This window comes from Pedobacter westerhofensis (assembly GCF_900182595.1).
In the GTDB taxonomy this organism is placed as follows: Bacteria; Bacteroidota; Bacteroidia; order Sphingobacteriales; family Sphingobacteriaceae; genus Pedobacter; species Pedobacter westerhofensis.
Window position 1 is genome coordinate 38,013 of the sequence record NZ_FXTN01000012.1, and the last position, 19,623, is coordinate 57,635.

A 19,623-nucleotide genomic window follows, 5' to 3' on the forward strand; every position below is an offset into this window, starting at 1 on the left:
GAAAAGAGACATATCAATGATATATTTGAAATATGAACAGAACAGAATTTATCAAAAACAGTTTACTTGCTACAGGAACGCTGCTGGCAGGTTCATCGGTTAATGCGATGGCTGAAGGGGCGGCTAAACCAGCAGCTTATCCATCGATGGGAGGTAAAACTTTTAACCTTGATTATGCGCCCCATGAAGGGATGTTTGCAAACCATGCGGGCAAAAGTTTTACTGATCAGATTCAGTTTATGTATGACCAGGGTTTTCGGGCTATAGAGGACAATGGTTTTCTGGCGAGACCGCTTGATGAGCAAACAAAGATTGGGAACCTTCTTGCGAAACTGGGCATGCGAATGGGCGTTTTTGTAGTGGATGGCGGAGATAATTGGAAGTCCTCTCTTGCTACAGGCAGGAAAGAATTCAGGGATCATTTTGTAGACACCTGCAAGCGATCAGTAGAGGCCGCGAAACGGTGCAATGCGAAATGGCTTACGGTTGTTCCGGGATTTTACGAAAGAAAGCTTCCTTACGGTATACAGATGTCAAATATAATGGACGCGATGCGTGCGGGCGCTGAGGTGTTTGAACCTCATGGGCTGGTGATGGTACTGGAAACTTTAAGCGATACCCCTGAGTTGTTCCTGCAGCAGACGCATGAAACCTACAGTTTGTGCAAGGCTGTAAACAGTCCTTCCTGTAAAATACTTTTCGATATCTATCATATGCAGCGCACAGAGGGTAACCTGATCGTTAATCTGGACCGCTGCTGGGAAGAGATCGCCTACATCCAGATCGGCGATAATCCGGGCAGAAAGGAACCTACAACCGGAGAGATCAACTATAAGAACATCTTCAGGCACCTCCATGAGAAAGGCTATAAAGGTGTAATGGGCATGGAGCATGGTAATTCTGTTAAAGGCAAGGAAGGAGAGCTGAGGGTGATCCAGGCTTACCGTGAATCTGATAATTTTCTGGCCTAACCCGGATTAAACAATATCTTACTTTAAGCGGGAGTAAAGAGGCGGTTTTAATACAAAAATAATTACTTTAGGCTCTGTATTAGCCCCCTCATCTGTGTATCAATTGAAAACCAAATATTTAGCATTTCTATCCGCAGCTCTTATAAATTTTAGTGTAAACGCACAGGATGTTGTTCAGTATGTACAGCCATTGGCAGGTACTGCAGCCAGTACTACCGCTGCGTCGTTGAAACATGGCGGCGGAACTGAATTAAATGCCAATACCATTCCGGCTGTAGGATTGCCATTTGGCATGACGCAGTTTACACCGCAGACACGGCTGTCTGAAACCAAGTGCCAGCCGCCCTACTTTTATCAGGACAATGTGATCAATGGGTTTAGGGCTACGCACTGGCTGAGCGGATCCTGCACGCAGGATTATGGAAGTTTTACGGTGATGCCGCTTACGGGAAGCCTGAAAACCACAGCGGACCAATACGGCACGAAATTCTTTCACAAGGATGAGATTACAGCCCCTCATTATTATAAAGTAAGTTTGCCTTCGTATCAGCTGGATGCAGAATTTACATCTACGCTGAGGGCGGGAATGATGCAGTTCACAGCAAAGAAAGCTGATAGTTTATATCTGCTGATCATGCCCAACAGCGATCAGGGACAGGGATTTATTCAAGTGGATCTGGAAAAGGGAGAGGTATGGGGATATAACCCTGCCCATCGGATCTACCAGGGCTGGGGCAAGCCCGCGGGATTTAGCGGATATTTCTATATCAAGCTGGACAGGGTTGCCGGAACCGGTGGAACATTTAGCGGAGATACGATCTTATCAGCAAATAGTGTAAAAGACCGCAAGGATATTGGCGCGTACCTGGGCTTTAAGGTTAATAAGGGCGATCAGCTCCGGATAAGGATCGGTACCTCATTCAGCAGCCTGGAAGGAGCGCGCGCAAATTTACAGGCCGAAATTGGCAACTGGGATTTTACTGCGCTGGTAGCGAAAAACAGGCAGGTTTGGCAAAAGGCACTGGGCCAGATACAGGTGACAACGCCGGTGGAAAAGGATAAGCGCATTTTTTATACCTCGCTTTACCATGCGATGCAGCACCCAAGATTATTTAATGATATTGATGGAACCTATCCGCAGTTTGCAGGAGACTACCAGCTAAAAAAAATAAGCAAAGGCAATTACTATGATGATTTCTCTATGTGGGATATCTATCGCGCACAGCTGCCCCTTTTTGAATTGCTGAAACCGGGCCTGATCAATGACTGTGTACAGTCTATGATCCTCAAAGGACAGCAGGGCGGATGGCTGCCTATTTTCCCCTGCTGGAACAGTTATACAGCGGCAATGGTTGGCGACCATGGTACTTCATTTATCTCCTCTGCGTATACCAAAGGCATCCGTAATTATGATGTGAAAGAAGCTTACCGTTTGATGCGCCAGAATGCTTTTGATACGCCAGGCAAGGAAGACTATGTGAATGGCAAGGGCCGAAGGGCACTAAGCTCGTATCTCAAATACGGCTATATCCCTATGGAAGACAGTGTTCAGGAAGCTTTCCACAAGAAAGAACAGGTAAGCCGCACACTTGAATATGCCTATAATGATTACGCCCTGGCGATGGTAGCTAAGGGAATGGGCAAGACTGCCGACTACAATACCCTGCTGGCGAGAAGCAAAAACTACCGTAATGTATTTGATCCGGAGGTGAACATGATGAGGGGCAGGTATATTGATAAAAGCTGGTACCAGCCATTTAAGGGGAATGCCAAAGAGCCATACATCACCGAGGGAACACCACAGCAATATACTTTTTATGTACCACAGGATGTTCCGGGACTGAGCAAACTGATGGGAGGAAAATCAGGACTGGAGAAATCCCTGGATTTATTATTTGATAAACATGAGTACTGGCATGGCAATGAGCCTGGTCACCAGATCCCGTTCATGTATAATTTTACCTCTTCTCCCTGGAAAACTCATCTGCGGGTAAAGGAGATCCTGGCCGATGAATACAGTGACGGGCCGGGTGGTTTGAGCGGAAATGATGATGCCGGGCAGATGTCTGCCTGGTATGTATTTGCCTCAATGGGTTTTTATCCTTTAGATCCGGTATCCAATCGTTATACTTTTACAACACCGCTGTTTGACAGTGTGACCATCGGATTGCCGGGGGCAAAATCCTTACAAATCATTTCGCGCAAAAAATCTAAAAACTCAGGCTATATTACCAGTGTGAAATGGAATGGGAAAGCATATCAGCCCAATTACCTTACTTACGAAAAGCTAATGCAGGGCGGTAAAATAGAAGTAGAGCTGCAGGATCAACCAGATAAAGGCTGGGGGCTGGATTAGGCTCTTATTATCGCTGTCAGTTCCTCTAAAAAGGATTTCTGTCTTTCATTGATCATGACAGCAGCCTCTGCGAGAGTATACCAGGCAGCGTGATCTACTTCCGGAAAGCTTTTCATTTTTCCTGAACGGGGCGGCCATTCGATTTCAAAAGTGTTGCTTTTTATGGCATCCGCATCCAGGTCTCCTTCCGCCGCCCAGCACAGAACGGTTTTTCCGCCTTTTTGCTGAATGGCCTGCAGGGGGATAAAATCACCGCTGGGGCGATAGCCTGTTTCTTCTTCAAATTCTCTGATTGCAGCACTTAAGGGCTCTTCTTCCTCCAGTAGTTCTCCCTTTGGGATCGTCCACCAGCCTTCATTTTTTTTCGCAAAGAAAGGCCCTCCCGGGTGAACCAGGAAAAATTCAGTTGCAAGCTTCGATTTTCGGAAAAGGAGTATCCCGGCGCTTTTTTTCATATTCAAATATAAATGATTTTAGGTCTGGTAGAATGATATTAAAGCTCATATGCTCCACTGCAGTTAGCGGACATTCGTCTCTTAATATAAACTTAACGCCAGATGAAACATCATAGCCTTAAATTTGTCATCATATAAGTTCATACATCTAAAACCATCTATGTTAACAAGAGACGATATATTCGGCTATACTCCGGATCCAAAATACAGTGCTTCAGTAGCTTACTTCTCAATGGAGTTTGCAATAGACCAGGCGCTTAAAATATACAGCGGCGGGCTCGGCTTTCTTGCCGGATCTCATTTCAGGAGCGCATACGAGCTCAAACAAAACCTGGTAGGGATCGGGATGCTGTGGAAATACGGCTATTATGATCAGGCCAGGGATAAAGAAGGTTTGATGGTGCCCTCGTTTGTAGAAAAGGATTATTCGTTTTTACATGATACGGGAATTGTTTTTACCGTGCAGGTACATGATACGCCGGTACACGTAAAAGCTTTCCTATTAAAACCGGAGACTTTTGGTTCTGCTCCCTTGTTTTTACTAAGCACGGATATTCCTGAGAATGACGAGATTTCGCGTACGATCACCCATCGTTTATACGATCCGAACGAAGCAACGCGGATTGCGCAGAGCATTATCCTTGGGATTGGCGGCGCAACGCTGCTTGATCAGCTGAAAATGGAACCCGATTTTTACCATATGAATGAAGGACATTCGGTATGCCTTAACTTTTATCTTTATGCAAAGTACAGGGACCTGCAAGCGATAAAAAAACGCGTGGTCTTTACTACCCATACGCCTGAGATGGCAGGAAACGAGGAGCACAGTTACGCACTGCTGAAGGAGATGTCTTTTTTCTATCATCTGCAGGATCATGAAGTAAAGCATGTTCTAAATCTTGAAGGGGATATGTTTAGCTATACCCTGGCTGCCCTGAAATTTTCTGGTAAAGCCAATGGCGTATCCAGGCTGCATGGCGAGGTAGCAAGAGAGATGTGGGGCGCCAATGCGGGCGTACCGGAGATCACGTCGATCACAAACGCGCAGAACGGCGCTTACTGGAAAGACCCGGAGATTGCGCGCGCGATAAATGAAGACGATGACCAGGCAATTGCGGGCCGCAAGAAAGCATTAAAGAAAGAATTATTCAAAACTGTGGCAGACCAGTGCGGAAAGCTGTTTGATGAAAATGTGCTCACCATCGTTTGGTCGAGGCGCTTTGCCGGATACAAGCGGGCAGACCTGGTGATGTACGACTGGAGCCGGTTTCTGAATCTCATCAGCAATGCACAATTCCCTGTGCAGTTCATATGGGCAGGAAAGCCTTATCCTGAAGATACGGGCGCAAACGAGCTTTTTAATGAGATTATCACCCGTACCAAAGCATTTGCAAATTGCGCGGTACTAACCGGCTACGAACTGGGGCTTTCAGCATTGCTGAAAAAAGGCTCTGATGTATGGTTGAACAACCCAAAAATGTATCGTGAAGCATCTGGTACCAGTGGAATGACTGCTGCCATGAACGGAAGTATCAACCTGTCATTACCGGATGGCTGGGTGCCCGAATTTGCCAGGGATAAAGAGAACTGCTTTCTCATAGCGGTTGCCGCCGACAGAAAGTCGGATGAGGCAATCGATGCCGCAGAAAACAGCAGTCTGCTGGAGGTGATAGAGCAAACAATTTTGCCGATGTATTATCACCGTCAGGCGGATTGGTTAACTATTCTCAAAAAGTCGGCAGCAGATGTAGAGCCTGTTTTTGAAGCTGGCAGGATGGCTGCAGAATACTATGAGAAAATGTATATCTCATAACCACCAAAAAGAGGCTGTAAATAATACAGCCTCTTTTTTGCTATTTTTACTTGTACACCCTAAGGGAGCAATTCAGATATTCAATTCTCAGCGGCTCAATATCATCGATGAAACAGCCCCTGGAAACTCCGCTTGGTAATCACTTATGGCCTGTTAGACGTATTGTCCAGGAACGGACGGTTAACGGCAGTGGTACTGGTTACTGTGATATCGCCTCTCGAGCTTACTGTGTATGTTCTTCCATAAATGAATGACACTACAGAGGTACCGTTTCTGCTGATTACATTTGTAGTACCATTGGCATAACGTGCATAAATTTCATATACGCCATTTGGAACCAGTGCAAAATCAGACACCCCTTTGTAAGCGATATTTCTTGCGATCACTGTCTCTGTTAAGGTAGTCGTGTTTTTTACAATCAGGTCAAAACCCTGTGTGGCATTAGGGACCGTATTTACAAATCTAACATTGGCAGAGGTAGCGTTTGCCTCAGGGATTTTGTCTTCTACAATAAACGCATCCGTTGTTTTGGTAGCCGTGTTAAAAAACCCGCTGGTATACAGTGAATAGAACTTTCCGTTGACCAGAGTTGTCTGCAGTGTAGCAACCGTTACATTTGGATCTGTTGCCGCAAGGGTTGGCGTGATCCCTTTTAAAGTATAAGTTCCCCCGGTTAAAAAACTATAGTTTGATGCTGGAAATATACTTCCATATGCTACGCCAGTGGTGGCTTCTACACCCGTGACGCTGCTGATTGCTGAGACTTTGGCATCATTGGCATAAAAATTCAGGGAAGGTGAGTTGATTCCGAAATTGTAGAGTTTAATTTGTGCCGCATTATCTGTAGTAGTGGTAGCAATCTCGTGTACGCCATCTTTTTTGCAGGAAGAGAAAAGCGCTGAAAGCAGTAATGCTGTAGTGAATATATTTATTTTTTTCATGACTGAGATTTAAGGTTGAACGATCCAGGTTTGTTTGGTATGGTAATCCGGTGCCAGGCCACCTATTTTATCGAGTCCTGCGCGGTTCCAGATATATTCTGAATTGTAGCGCGGCCTGATGCGGTATACAGGTTTGCCTACATTGTCAGGATAGATATCCGTAGGAATAACAAAACCTGCAAATACCTGCTGCCCTGTAACAGGATCTGCATCGGTATAATGGTATCTCCGCAGGTCCATCCATTGCTCCAAACATCCCCATCCCCATTGGGCAATATATTTTTGCTCCATGATCTGTGTTAAAGTTAAAGCAGCAGGAGTAGGTACCACGGATGGCAATGACAGATAGGCCAGTTTTTCAGCAGCGGTGATCTGTGCAGGCAGCTGTGATGCGTCCTGATTCCTTGCATTCACAAAATCAATGTGTGTAGAAATCCCATTGATATAGGCGGTCAATGCGGTTGCCTTGTCGCCCTTTTTGTAGGCTGCTTCGGCCTTGATAAACTGCAGCTGGGAATAGGTCATTACCGGCATTTTGGTTTTATCATCAAAAATATAAATAGTAGGTGTGCCGGCTGCAATGGTGGCTGATGCATAACCCCAGATATTATTTGGAATCTGGGCTGTCAATAAGGCACCGTTACCAAAGGTTGGATTGAGCCCCCTGTATTGGCCATCAGGCGAAGGAGACAGCATTCTTTTTAACCGCGGGTCTGGTGCTCCTGCAAACTGCGTTCCGTTGAGGAGGCCCAGGATAAACAGTGTTTGCCTGTAACTGCCCATGTTGGCTCTGGAGGGGCCTAAGAAGTTTCTGTCGTCATTGGATATGCCGGTGTATGCTACCAAAGCGTCGTCAATATTACCTGCGAAAGACTTGTCGACTGCAGCGATGACGTCATCAGGTTTGTACAGCGAGGTTTTATTACTGTAATGATTGAGATTGACGGCAAGGAGGCCATAGGCAAACTTTAACCATTTAGTGCGGTCGCCCTTGTAGATGATATCTGTTTTACCAAGAAAGGCAGCATCTACCGCACCATCTGTGCGCTGCAAATTTGTGATCGCCAGATTGAGCAGGCGCTGGATCTCCTGGTAGGCAAACTCCTGGCTGTCGTAATTGAACGTAGTTTTTGTGGGGTCAATCGCTTCTTTAATGATAATCTCACCGTGTACGTCAGTGAGCGACTGCCATCCCCAGGCTTTTAGAGCATATCCTACGCCGAGCAGGTCCCATCTTTGTTCTGCTTCGGCTTTGGTCATCATGTCAACCAGGTTCTGGCCGAAAGACCAGTACACATCTCTCCAGAGTTCGGCCCCGTTGTCGGATACCGGATCATATCCATGACGGTCCCAGGTGCTGATGGTACTGTTTACCGTCATATTTTGCGTGTAACGATTGATAAAGCGGCTATCGTACTGCGGTGCAGTAGCCATCCAGTGTAACATGGGTGCCAGATAAAGATTTGCTGTAACCGATTGCGGTGCGTTTGGATTGGTGTTCACATCCAAGTATTTCTTACAGCCAGTTCCGCTGAGGAGCAAACAGGCGATAAAAACAACTGTATATAATTTTTTCATAATGATATCTCTTAAATATTATAAACTTACTTTTAGGCCAAAGTTGATCCCGATAGGCATAGGGAAGTTACCAAAATCAATACCCTGTCCTCCGGAACCACCTACAGCAGCTGAGTTTCCGTTGACCACAGGGTCTAGGCCTGTATAGTTGGTGATCAGGAACAAGTCTGTTCCGGTAACAAATACACTTACGTCTTTGAAGAATTTCTGGCGCTTTAACATTTTAGCCGGAAGTTTGTAGGAAAGCGTAACGTCTTTTAGCCTCACCCAGTTGATGTCCTTTTCTATAAATTGTTCTTCACTTGTGCTGGTGTAGTAAGTATTCTGGAGATTGGGATTGATCACGATTGTGTTTTTGGTTGGCGTACTGCTGTTTTCTTTTCCATCCTGTAAAACCCCTGAAATTACGCGCGGAGTGTTTCTGTCAAGTGTGCGGGTGCTTAATCCCAGCGTGGTCAGGTAATGTTCGGTAGCATTGAGGATGTCGCCGCCTTTACGTGTATCGATCAGAAATGAAAGGGAGAAATCTTTATACCTGAAGGTATTGGTTAATCCGATACTGAAATCTGGCTGCCTGTCGTACCCTCTGTCGATAAAGGTCGTAGATCTTACCGGCAGCCCTGTGGTGGGGTTGATCAGGATATCGCCCTTATCATTTCTCAGGTAAAACAATCCTGACAATGACCGGGTAGAATTCCCTGGCGTATTGCCGTTCCTTACGTTTGCGTACAGCCAGGTATCTGATACATATGATTCAGGAAGGCTGTTTGGAAGGCTGATGACGGTACCTTTGGCATGCTCAAAGTTAGCCAGGATGTCCCAGCTGAAGTTTGTGCTCTGGACAGGCGTGCCTCTGAGCGAAACTTCAATACCATTATTCCGCGTTACACCGCCATTGAGGTTCAGGAGGATAAATCCTGTAGCATAACTGCCGCGGATATCATTAACAATCTGGTCTTTGGTTTCTTTACGGTATACTGCAACGTCTACACCTAAACGGTCATTCAGGAATGCAAGTTCAGTACCAAACTCATAGGATCTTGCAAACTCAGGTTTTAGGGTTGGGTTTGGGCCGGTAAATCCGTAACCGTAGCCGCCACCAGTGGTGAGCTTGTTCTCCAGCGAAGGCTGATAGGCATATGGCCTGGCATCCTTGCCTACTTCAGCATATGCTGCTCTTAACTTACCAGACGTAAAGATTTTTTTGAGTCCGCTGAATGCAGGAACATCTGTGAATACAAAACTACCGGTTACTGCAGGATAGAAGAATGAATAAGAGTCGATTGGAATCGTAGATGTCCTGTCGTTACGTCCCGAAACATTCAGGTACAGGTAGTCCTTGTAGTTCAGTGTTGTGGTACCAAAAAAACTAACCAGTCTGCGCTGTGCAATGGTTGTTCTGTTTAATCTTGTGGCTGTGTTATTCAGCGATACAAAGTTGGGGTCAAGGAAATTCTCTCCGTATCCGGAGTCGATATTTGATTTGGCATCCTGGATCGCATTGCCCAGGGTAACCGTAAATGACAGGTCTTTGGTGATGTTTCGTTTTGTGAAATTCAGCAGATTCTGCATGTTCAGGTTCCTGGTAATGTCATTGGCTACATCAATTGTACCTCCCCGTGAATAACCCGCCGAGCTTTCGGGGTGTTTGATGATCAGGTTCTGAGAAGTATAGGCATCAATACCGATGTTTGTTTTAAAGTTTACCCAGCTGAATGGAGTGATCGTTAAGCCAAAGTTGGAAATAATCCTGTTCACCTTGGAATTGATGATGTTTTTGTTTAAGCTGAAATATGGGTTGTCGATATCATTGAGTAGTCCGTTCGGGAAGCCTGGTAATGAGATTGGTCTTTTGGTTCCGGCTGGTGTAAGGTAATTCCTGGCATCATCGGTTTGCGGCCAAACCAATAAACCGATCAGCGGGCCGTTACCGCCCTTGAAAGACTGGTCGTTATCCGAATACGTATAAGACATGGACAGGTCTGTTTTCAGCCAGCTGTTTACCTGGCCCTGTGAAGAACCGTTTAAATTAAACCTGTCATACTTTGAATTGGGCACAACACCTTCCTGGTTTGTATATGAGGTGGAGATACGGTAATTAACTTTGTCTGATCCGCCGTCAAATGACAGGTTATGCTTTTGTGTAAATCCCTTCTGGAAAAAATCGTCTATATTATTATATAGCTGTGTACCGGGGGCAAAAGGAGTCCCGAAGTTTGTATAAGCCCCACTGGCCAGCGAGGTAACGGTATTGCTTTGTCCGTTGGTGCCCACACCGTAAACATGCTGGATTTCTGGTTTTGAGCGTATGGCCTCTACTCTGAAGCTGTTACTGTAATTTACAGATCCGGCACCGGCTTTACCTCTTTTGGTAGTGATCACAATTGCGCCGTTCGCCGCATCAATACCGTACAGTGCTGCGGCCTCAGGCCCTTTGAGCACTACCAGTGATTCAATGTCTTCGGGGTTGATATCTGCAGCCCTGTTGGTGAAATCGACACCCCTGTTTGCAAACGAGGTGGTAGAACTGGCATCAGATACAAAGGCTGAAGTGTTCAGCGTTTTGTTGTCGACCGGTAAGCCATCTACGATAAAAAGAGGAGAGTTGCTGCCGCTGATCGAGCTTACTCCACGGATGGTAATAGCGGAAGATGCTCCCGGAACGCCCGAAGTGCTGGTTACCTCTACACCGGCTACGCGGCCCTGCAGCGCGTTAATGAAATTTTCTCTCTGGGTGCCGGCAATGTCAGCTCCTTTTACGGTTTGCTGCGAACTTCCCAGGGAACGTTTGGAAACTTTTTGCCCGAGGGCGGTTACCACCACCTCATTGAGGGAGTTTTCATCGTCTTTGAGCACCAGGTCAATTTTTGTACTGTTTCCTACAGTCCTTTCCTGCGAAAGGGTTCCGATATAGGAAAATGCAAGTACATCACCTTTTTGCGTGCGGATGGTGTAGTTACCCGAAACTTCGGTGAGGGCAATAGTTGTGCTGCCTTTCACTCTGACAGACACACCGGGCATAGGCAGCCCATCTGGAGACGTGACCCGTCCGGTCACGGTAATTTGTTGGGCAAACACTTGTGCAGCCAGCAAAATAGTTCCCCATAATAACAGGAGTAGCTTTTTTTTCATGAAATTTTGATTAGGGTAAGAGAATTGGTTTAGGTTAATTGTTTTGGTGATTATAAACACGCATATAAACGCATAATATAACTGTGTTATAAATATATAAGTTGTTTTTCACTAATAAAACAGCATAATAAACTTTTTATGTAACATATTTCAAGATAAACCTGCAAAACACTGCAAAAAACTGCAAGACACCAGAAATTTAATTATTTTACTACTTTAGCACAAAAAGTATAATGTTGAAAAAAGAAAGGCATGAGTTTATCATGCGCCAGATTCATTTACATAACAGGGTATTGTCGGCCGATCTTGTCCAGCTGCTTTCCGTATCTGAAGATACCATCAGGCGCGACCTGCAGGAGCTGTTTGAATCTAACCAATTGCATAAGGTACATGGCGGTGCATTATCCAAATCTTATCAGACCAGCTATGATGACACTGATGTATATGCCAGGGAAGCAAAAAGAATGATCGCTAAAAAGACAATCCCGCTGATCAGGGAAGGAATGGTTATTCTGACCGGTGGGGGAACAACGATCATCGAACTGATGAAACAACTGCCCGAGAACCTGCATGCTACTTTCTTTACGATCAGTCCCTTTGTGGCGATTGAGCTGGCGAAATATGTGAACGTAGAAGTAATTCTGATCGGGGGGCTGTTTTCACAAAATTCGCAGGTTACTTACGGAAGCAATGCGATCAATCAAATTTCAGAGATCAAGGCAGACCTGTGTTTGATGGGTACCAATGCGATACATCCTGAAGATGGTCTAACAGATGTGGACTGGGAGATCAATCATCTTAAAAAAACAATGCTCAAGTCGTCGAGCAAATCTGCTGTCCTCTGTATCTCAGAAAAAATGGACATCTCTTCACGACTTAAGGTGGCATCACTGGAAAATATAGACTACCTGGTAACAGAGCTTGCGTCTACAGATGAAAAGCTGGAAAAGTACAGGGTGAAAAATCTCCAGATCCTTTAAGGGTATGAAGGGCATTGCTGGTAAGGGTATGAAGCGCATTGCTGGAATTTCATTAATTGACAAATACTTTACACATCAGCGGACAATTATATTTGGAAGCTATATAACAATCGGTATATTTGCCTTATGAAATTTGTGCCCAGGTCTGAAGCAACACGCGATTTTATTATTAAAGCCACTGCCGAGCTTTTTAATAAGCAGGGCTATGCGGGTACTTCGATCACAGACCTTGAAAAGGCGACCAAACTTACCAAAGGGAGTATATATGGTAATTTTGAAAACAAAGAGCAGGTTGCAATTGCGGCATTTGATTACAACCTCGCGATGCTTCGCAAAAAGATCAGGATCGCTGTTGATGCTGCGACAACTGCGAAGGGCAAGCTGATGGCTTACCTGCAATTTTATAACAATCCGCAAATGCTTGGGGGCGGCTGCCCGATCCAGAACACTGGTGTAGAAGCTGATGACACACATGAAGGGCTGCGGCAGAGAGCCGCCGAGGGTATCATTTCTTTTAAAGGAAACGTGGTGCAACTTCTGCATAAGGGAGTTGAGGCAGGCGAATTCAGGAAAGATGTGGATACAGAAAAAGTGGCACTTACTTTTATAGCAATGATTGAGGGCGCAATTTTGATCAGCAGGACAACACAAGACCATTCGGCTTTGAAAACTATTCTGGAATCTGTACATCAGTACATCGAACAAATCTGTCTGCCCTGATATATTTTTTAATCTTACATATACTGATTGTTATATGGTAAACCAACCCATTGCACTGCATGCATTTTACTACGATCTTTTATATACTGATCGTTATTTGAAAACGAATACGATGACTAAACAATTAAAAATGACAACTGACCAAATGAAGCAGCAGCAAGTTCTTATTCAAATGACCATCCGTGCGTGGGATGGCGAAGTGGCAAAAGCCGACCAGTATATCTTTGATCTGCCGGATGAAAAATGGTATAGCGAAGTTTCTCCGGGCAGAAACAGGGTCATTTATCTGATCGGACATCTGATCGCATCCAATGATTCGCTGTTTGAGATACTTGGTGTGGGACAAAGACTTTATCCGGAGCTGGAGGCAGCTTTTATTCGCAATCCAGATCGGTCAGGCCTTGATATGCCGGATCCCGGCATCTTAAAAACACACTGGTTTAAGGTGCATGAGGGATTGCGGTATAGTTTTCTGACGATTTCAGATGAGGAATGGTTTGGCCGGCATATGGCAATGACGGATAAAGATTTCGCGATGGAGCCGATGCGGAACAAACTCAATGTGCTGATGAGCCGAACCAGGCATCTGGCATACCACCTTGGTCAGCTTAAGCTTATTCAATAACACTCCGAACCACACAAATTAATCTTACATACGATATCCACCATCTCATGAGCCCCCTGAAAAGAAAAATACTGATCGTTACCGTAATTGCCGCCGCCATCATGGAACTGATTGACACCTCTATTGTAAATGTTGCACTGAATTATATGAGCGGTAACCTCGGCGCTACGCTCGAAGATATATCCTGGGTAATCACATCTTATGCAATTGCAAACGTAATCATCATTCCGATCACGAGTTTTCTGACTTCCAAACTTGGCCGCCGGAAATATTATATTGGTTCTATAGTGCTGTTTACAATATGTTCCTTTATGTGCGGGCAGGCAAGCAATATCTGGGAACTTGTTTTTTTTAGGTTTATGCAGGGGATAGGCGGAGGGGCGCTGCTGTCTGTATCACAGGTTGTTGTATTTGAACAGTTTTCCAAAGCAAAACAGGGGGTGGCCGCTGCTTTGTTTGGGGTGGGGGTTTTTATCGGTCCAACAATCGGCCCTACGCTGGGCGGTTACATTACCGAAAACTATTCGTGGCCATGGATATTCTATATCAATATACCTATAGGGATTGCGGTGGCTATATCCTGTTACTTCCTTTTAACTGAGCCCACTGTAAAACAGAAAACGGGAGGGATAGACTGGACTGGTATTATCCTGCTGGCTGTAGGTATCGGATGTTTACAGACTATTCTGGAGAGAGGCGAGACGGACGACTGGTTTGCCGCTACCTATATTATATGGCTAACGGTCATCACTGTGGTCAGCCTGGTCAGCTTTGTCATCTGGGAACTGCGAATTGATCATCCTGTTGTGAACCTGCGGGTGCTGAAGAGCAAAACACTGAGCATAGCGGCTGTGCTTACTTTTGTTGCCGGACTGGGCATTCTCACCTCGATCTATCTGACCCCCGTAGTTGCCCAGCGCCTGCTGGGCCTGACACCTTCACAGACAGGAATGTTGTTGCTCCCTGGCGCAATCCTCGCCCTGTTTGCATTGGTAGTTTCGGGGAAGCTGCTGCAGAGCGGTGTATCGCCACTCATCATTATTACTGCAGGATTTCTATTTTTTATCTATTTCAATTACCGGATGTCTGGTATCTCGCTGGATACATCTGCAAGTGAAATTACCATGGCATTGCTGTTCCGGGGTCTGGGTCTGTCATTGCTGACGGTTCCGCTCACGGCGCTGGCAGTTTCTTCGCTGGATGCCAAAGATATTCCCCAGGGCGCAGCACTCAACAATATGATGCGTCAGTTGGGCGGCTCCTTCGGGATCTCCATCGTCAATACCTATCTCGCAAGACGAACGGCTTCGCACAGGACGGATCTGATCTCCAATATTACGCTGTATAATCCGGCATTTACAGAGCGGATCAGGAACTATACGGAATATTTCCAGCGCAGGGGCATCGGCTTATTTGATGCCAAAATAAAAGCATTGAAGGTCATAGACACAGTAGTTGTAAAACAATCAGCGCTGCTCAGTTATAAGGACGCGTATTTCCTGGTAGGTATTTTCTTTGCCATCACACTTCCTTTGTTATTGCTGGTCGTTGGCAGAGGAAAACGGAAAGGAGGGAATGTGATCGTTTCTGATCATTAGCCTGATTAGGCCGCGGCAATCAATAGCAGGACGTACAGCAACAATAAACTCATCAGGATTTGTATATATGTTAAGACCAATTACAAATTGCTTTTTTGTATGACATTGGCAAGACAATATTGTTATTTGCAGAGTACATTAGATAAACTTAATCCAGACCACATGCGTTTCAGAACTTTAATCACGCTTTCAACCTTGATCATCACCGTTATAGGGCTTAGTGCCTTTATGCCCCAGGCACCAAAAAAGGCCAGTAACCTGAAAGTCCTGCCCAAAAATATCAGCCATGAGGATCTGGATAAGATCATGGACGGATTTAAAGTTGCGCTGGGGGTGAAATGTAATTTTTGCCATGCGGCCAGTGAAACAGATCCCAAGCGCCTGGATTTTGCAAGTGACGCCAAACATGAAAAAGAGATTGCCAGGGATATGATGCGGATGACGGCGAAGATCAACAAAAAATATTTTCATATTAAAGATGCTGACGATACAAAAGCTGTTCTTGCAGTGAGTTGTTATACCTGCCACAACGGGAATGCACATCCGGAAAACAAATAAGTTCCTGTTTCGGGAAATCCCCCGTTATTTAAAGCTACCTTGACAGGATACTGGCAATCCGCCAGTATCTGATCAACATTCCTTTTGGAAAAAATATTTAATACGCTCATTGATAGTTTTATAAATGATAAAGTAGGCATCGCCGAAAATTTTTTAAATGAATCGCTCGCCGCTCATTTGAAAGAAAACCTGATCAGCCTGTTCCGTGAAAAACTCATGCGCGCTGCGGGCACAGGAAATGACGCACTGATCGTCCACAATAAACTGGTGAGAAGCGACATGATCTACTGGCTGGACCGTAAAAACAACAATATCTGGGAAAATGACTTCTTTGACCTGATGGACAGCTTTGTAAGTTATCTAAACAGCAGTTGTTATACGGGTATCACGGGGTATGAGTTTCACTATACTTTATATGAAAAAGGAAGCTTTTACACTAAACACGTAGACCAGTTCGGCAACAATGCCAGCAGACAGTATTCCATGATTATGTACCTCAATACCGACTGGCAGAAAGAAGATGGGGGTGAACTCTGTATTCACCACAGGGATAATTTACAGAATATCTCGCCTGTAAATGGCAAAAGTGTTTTTTTTAAGAGCAGTGAACTGGAACATGAAGTGCTGGTGACCAACCAGCCACGAATGAGTATCACCGGCTGGTTAAAGATGAATTGAGCCTTTTATCATTTTGTGCGGCCGCTCAATTTTCATTGGCCTGCAGCGATACTTTACCGTTGATCAGACTGGCGATATGATTTGCACATAGCTTATTTGCATCTTTATGCTTAAATCCTTCACTGATCCGCTGGATACTGTTCCTGTACTCCTCATTGGCAATTACTTCGTTTACGGCATCCCTGATCTCCTGCGGGGAGGGTGATTCCGTATTGAGGTTTACCCCGCAATTAAAATAGGCTACCCTGGCACCGACTTCATTTTTGCCATGATAGATACCGGCCGAAACTACCGGCAGCTTATGGCGGATACTCAGAAGCGTAGTCATGTAACCTCCGTTGGTGATACACACCGAGGCATAGGGCATTACCTGTTCAAAAGGAATAAAACTTTCAATGATCAGGTTTTCTGCCGGATATTTTTCGCGTAATGCCACAGTCCCGCTTCCGCCTGTGGAAGCAATCACAAGTGTATCGGTATCTTTAAAAGCTTCAAGGGTGGGCTCCAATATCTTTTTGGTATCAGTTTCTGCATTTCCCTGGCTCAGCAATACAATTTTGTTATATTTTGTTAAACGGGGATCAAACCATGGTTTGATCCTCTCTGCATATGGCAGTAATGCGCCTGCAAAACGAATATTATTTCCAAGATCACTGCGCTTAAACTCAAAATCCTTTGTCCCGATCTGCAGATGCAGATCAGACTGCCTGATCAGCAGGTCGAAAAGAATGGAAGGTTTGATGAAGATGTTGTTCTCTTTTAGAATTGCATCATAAACCTCTATAGACCGTTTAAAAAGTACCGAAGATACAAAATCGCGCAATCTGGCATATTCATCGTGCTGATCTGCAGTAACTGCAGGTTTAAGCGCCATTCCATATGAACCGAGATCTACTGAATCTGAGGCAAGCGGCACTACGCCAACCGTTACCACGGGAACCTTTAGTTTGGCTTTTACAAATGGAACGGCAGAGAACATACAGTCGGACACCATCAGGTCGAAAGGAAATGATTTGCAGATCTTTTTGATGTCTGCAAAATATTCCGGAGAACGTTTTGCAAAAACGTTTACCAGGTCGAAATTCAGTTTTTCAGGCTGATCGGAAATATACATCCGCTCCGGGAACATATAATCTATGTTTACCGGGTTGATGTCAAGCGCTTTAGTGAAAACATAATGAGGGATCGATAACCTCCGGAGCTGATTTTCGAATATCCTCGATGTATACCAGCGCACGTCGCAACCTGCGTCCTGCAAATATTTTGCCAGGCCTGTAAGCGGGTTGAAGTGTGCTTCATTGGGTACCGTAGCAAATAATATTTTCTTTCCGTAAAGGGCCTCGATCATAACATATGAGATTAATACTTTGAACAGGCTGTCATTCAGCGCCCGAATATGACAAAGTTGACGATCTGACTTTAAATCATATATCCCCAAATACGGTGTTATTGATCAGGTTTTTATTTTTTCATCTGCAGATTAAATGATGCGTATGATCATTTGTTAATAAATTTCGGTTGGGCTTGTAGCGTAATCATTACTTTAAACGTTTTAGCTCTACGATATGACAAATAACTTTTGCCTGGCACTGCTGATCACCACCTTCTTTATTGCAGGCTGTCACAGGGGCAGTCCTGTATCTGCTTTAAATGGCGAGTGGGAATTAAGGACTGAACTCAACAGAAAAACAGGCGCATCTACAAATTATCTTCCCGGGAACGGCACGATCATAAAATTTACGGGCACTGATTATGAATTTTATTCTCATGAAAAATTCATCAAATGCGGTAAATATTCCATACAGCCATGTGCCGCACATTCAAAAAAAGGCGCTGCTGAACGTGTAATATATGACAACGGATCATGCCCGGGGCCGGTAAATAGTTTTGTTAAGATTGATAGTACCCAGATCAGCACTTACCCTGACACCTGCAGTAATCTTTCAGTAATCTATAAAAAGATAAAATCATAAAGTAGAGAAAAATCCTTATTTTGAGCCTTTAAATTGCGGTTTCCTTTAGAAGCACTGGAATGCCGGATAATAATTTAAAACTGCTACATTAGAGGGGTATGGAGAATGGTCCGGAGTTTGTCAATATTTTAAAGAAACAGTTTCTTGAGTACAAGCAGTTAAATGAATTTTTTATGCTTTCGGGGGATTTGCTGTGCATTGCAGGTTTTGATGGTTACTTTAAAAGAATAAACCCGGCGGTTTCCCAGTTGCTGGGCTACACCGAAGAGGAGTTGTTTTCAAAGCCGATCAATGAATTTGTATTTGCAGATGATAAAAACTCGACGATCGATTCCAGGCACCACGTATACAGCGGAAAGCCTTTGCGCAACTTTGAAAACCGGTATTTAACAAAGGCCGGCGAAATTGTCTGGCTGTCCTGGACTTCGATGCCCTTACTGGATCAAAAGCTGGTGATTGCTATTGCAAAAAATGTCACCGAGAAAAAACTGCAGGAAGAGGAAAGGAATATTTTTATCGATAACCTGACTAAAATTAATGAAGACCTCAAGCAGTTTACGAGAATGACCTCACATGATATGAGATCGCCGGTAAGTAACCTCCTGGCCATATTTAATCTCCTGGACCTCTCTAAAATCGATGATGCTGAAACAGTAGAACTGGTAAAATTGTTGAAGAGCACCAGTGAACGCCTGCACGCAACCCTGGATAACTTTGTGGATGTGATGATAAAGGGCGACAAATTGAATGTCCCGGTAGAAAAATTGATGCTGAGTGCCGCGCTGTCTACCGTAAAAAACTCGGAGAGCTCAATTATTTCTGATGCCGGCGCAACGATCAGCGAAGATTTTTCGGCGTTTGACCAGGTAGTTTTTAATACGCTTTATCTGGAAAGTATATTTCTCAATCTGATAACCAATGCCATCAAATATACCCATCCTGACAGAAAACCGGTTATCTCAATTTCTACAAGAACCCTAGATGGCACAAAGCAGCTGATGATCTCGGATAACGGACTGGGCTTTGATATGGACAAAGTAAAAGATAAAATATTTGGCCTGTACCATGTCTTCCATAACCGCCCTGACAGTAAAGGGATTGGCCTGCACCTGGTTTATACGCATGTAACTGCCATGGGCGGCCACATCAGTGTAGAAAGCAACGTAAATGAGGGCAGTACCTTCATCATTTCTTTTAAAAAATAAGTTTTGCTGCAACAATTCAGATTGGATTGTGTCCTATATG

General features: G+C 44.7%; 16 protein-coding genes. 11 read left to right on the forward strand and 5 right to left on the reverse strand.

Features of this window, described 5'->3' with window-relative positions; genetic code table 11:
- Positions 1–32: 32 nt before the first annotated feature.
- Together FN831_RS21405 and FN831_RS21410 are read left to right on the forward strand one after the other, a co-directional pair.
- On the forward strand, positions 33–971 hold the full coding sequence (locus FN831_RS21405; protein ID WP_142530248.1) for a hydroxypyruvate isomerase family protein: 939 nt from the start codon (positions 33–35) through the stop codon (positions 969–971).
- Between the two features lie 94 nt (positions 972–1,065).
- Positions 1,066–3,327: a GH92 family glycosyl hydrolase gene (locus FN831_RS21410; protein WP_394348332.1), complete on the forward strand. Its 2,262-nt coding sequence runs from the start codon at positions 1,066–1,068 to the stop codon at positions 3,325–3,327.
- Here FN831_RS21410 and FN831_RS21415 read toward each other — a convergent pair.
- On the reverse strand, positions 3,324–3,782 hold the full coding sequence (locus FN831_RS21415) for an NUDIX domain-containing protein (protein ID WP_142530250.1): 459 nt from the start codon (positions 3,780–3,782) through the stop codon (positions 3,324–3,326). The genes FN831_RS21410 and FN831_RS21415 overlap by 4 nt on opposite strands.
- Before the next feature lie 160 nt (positions 3,783–3,942).
- On the opposite strand from FN831_RS21415, the gene glgP reads away from it, so the two are divergent.
- Positions 3,943–5,595, forward strand: a complete 1,653-nt coding sequence (glgP, locus tag FN831_RS21420; protein WP_142530251.1) for an alpha-glucan family phosphorylase — start codon at positions 3,943–3,945, stop codon at positions 5,593–5,595.
- Positions 5,596–5,738: 143 nt separating this feature from the next.
- Here the strand turns inward: glgP and FN831_RS21425 are convergent, their stop codons facing one another.
- Genes FN831_RS21425 through FN831_RS21435 form a run of 3 tightly spaced genes read right to left on the reverse strand, consistent with a single transcriptional unit; the run spans position 5,739 to position 11,246 of the window.
- A complete protein-coding gene (locus tag FN831_RS21425; RefSeq protein WP_142530252.1) occupies positions 5,739–6,536 on the reverse strand; it encodes a DUF4397 domain-containing protein in 798 nt (265 codons plus the stop codon).
- A gap of 9 nt (positions 6,537–6,545) precedes the next feature.
- Positions 6,546–8,114, reverse strand: coding sequence for a RagB/SusD family nutrient uptake outer membrane protein (locus FN831_RS21430; protein WP_142530253.1), 1,569 nt, complete (start codon positions 8,112–8,114; stop codon positions 6,546–6,548).
- Between the two features lie 18 nt (positions 8,115–8,132).
- The gene (locus FN831_RS21435) at positions 8,133–11,246 is read right to left on the reverse strand and encodes a SusC/RagA family TonB-linked outer membrane protein (protein ID WP_142530254.1); all 3,114 of its coding nucleotides are present in this window, start codon (positions 11,244–11,246) and stop codon (positions 8,133–8,135) included.
- Positions 11,247–11,479: 233 nt separating this feature from the next.
- On the opposite strand from FN831_RS21435, the gene FN831_RS21440 reads away from it, so the two are divergent.
- From FN831_RS21440 to FN831_RS21465, 6 genes are all read left to right on the forward strand, one after another.
- A complete protein-coding gene (locus FN831_RS21440) occupies positions 11,480–12,226 on the forward strand; it encodes a DeoR/GlpR family DNA-binding transcription regulator (RefSeq protein WP_142530255.1) in 747 nt (248 codons plus the stop codon).
- 126 nt (positions 12,227–12,352) lie between these two features.
- A complete protein-coding gene (locus FN831_RS21445) occupies positions 12,353–12,946 on the forward strand; it encodes a TetR/AcrR family transcriptional regulator (RefSeq protein WP_142530256.1) in 594 nt (197 codons plus the stop codon).
- Positions 12,947–13,076: 130 nt separating this feature from the next.
- The gene (locus tag FN831_RS21450; RefSeq protein ID WP_185960566.1) at positions 13,077–13,571 is read left to right on the forward strand and encodes a DinB family protein; all 495 of its coding nucleotides are present in this window, start codon (positions 13,077–13,079) and stop codon (positions 13,569–13,571) included.
- Between the two features lie 47 nt (positions 13,572–13,618).
- Positions 13,619–15,169, forward strand: a complete 1,551-nt coding sequence (locus tag FN831_RS21455; RefSeq protein WP_142530258.1) for a DHA2 family efflux MFS transporter permease subunit — start codon at positions 13,619–13,621, stop codon at positions 15,167–15,169.
- A 162-nt stretch (positions 15,170–15,331) separates the two neighbouring features.
- Positions 15,332–15,727 carry a c-type cytochrome gene (locus tag FN831_RS21460; RefSeq protein WP_142530259.1) on the forward strand — a complete coding sequence of 132 codons (396 nt, stop codon included), beginning with the start codon at positions 15,332–15,334 and terminating at the stop codon, positions 15,725–15,727.
- A gap of 84 nt (positions 15,728–15,811) precedes the next feature.
- On the forward strand, positions 15,812–16,405 hold the full coding sequence (locus FN831_RS21465; RefSeq protein WP_142530260.1) for a 2OG-Fe(II) oxygenase: 594 nt from the start codon (positions 15,812–15,814) through the stop codon (positions 16,403–16,405).
- Between the two features lie 25 nt (positions 16,406–16,430).
- On the opposite strand, the gene FN831_RS21470 is transcribed toward FN831_RS21465, so the two are convergent.
- Positions 16,431–17,753 (reverse strand): glycosyltransferase, encoded by a 1,323-nt coding sequence (locus FN831_RS21470; protein WP_142530261.1) that lies wholly within the window; start codon positions 17,751–17,753, stop codon positions 16,431–16,433.
- Positions 17,754–17,970: 217 nt separating this feature from the next.
- Here FN831_RS21470 and FN831_RS21475 point away from each other — a divergent pair, with 217 nt between their 5' ends.
- On the forward strand, positions 17,971–18,378 hold the full coding sequence (locus FN831_RS21475) for a hypothetical protein (RefSeq protein ID WP_142530262.1): 408 nt from the start codon (positions 17,971–17,973) through the stop codon (positions 18,376–18,378).
- Positions 18,379–18,476: 98 nt separating this feature from the next.
- Complete coding sequence (locus tag FN831_RS21480; protein ID WP_142530263.1) at positions 18,477–19,583, forward strand: PAS domain-containing sensor histidine kinase; 1,107 nt, start codon at positions 18,477–18,479, stop codon at positions 19,581–19,583.
- The last annotated feature ends 40 nt before the right edge of the window (positions 19,584–19,623 follow it).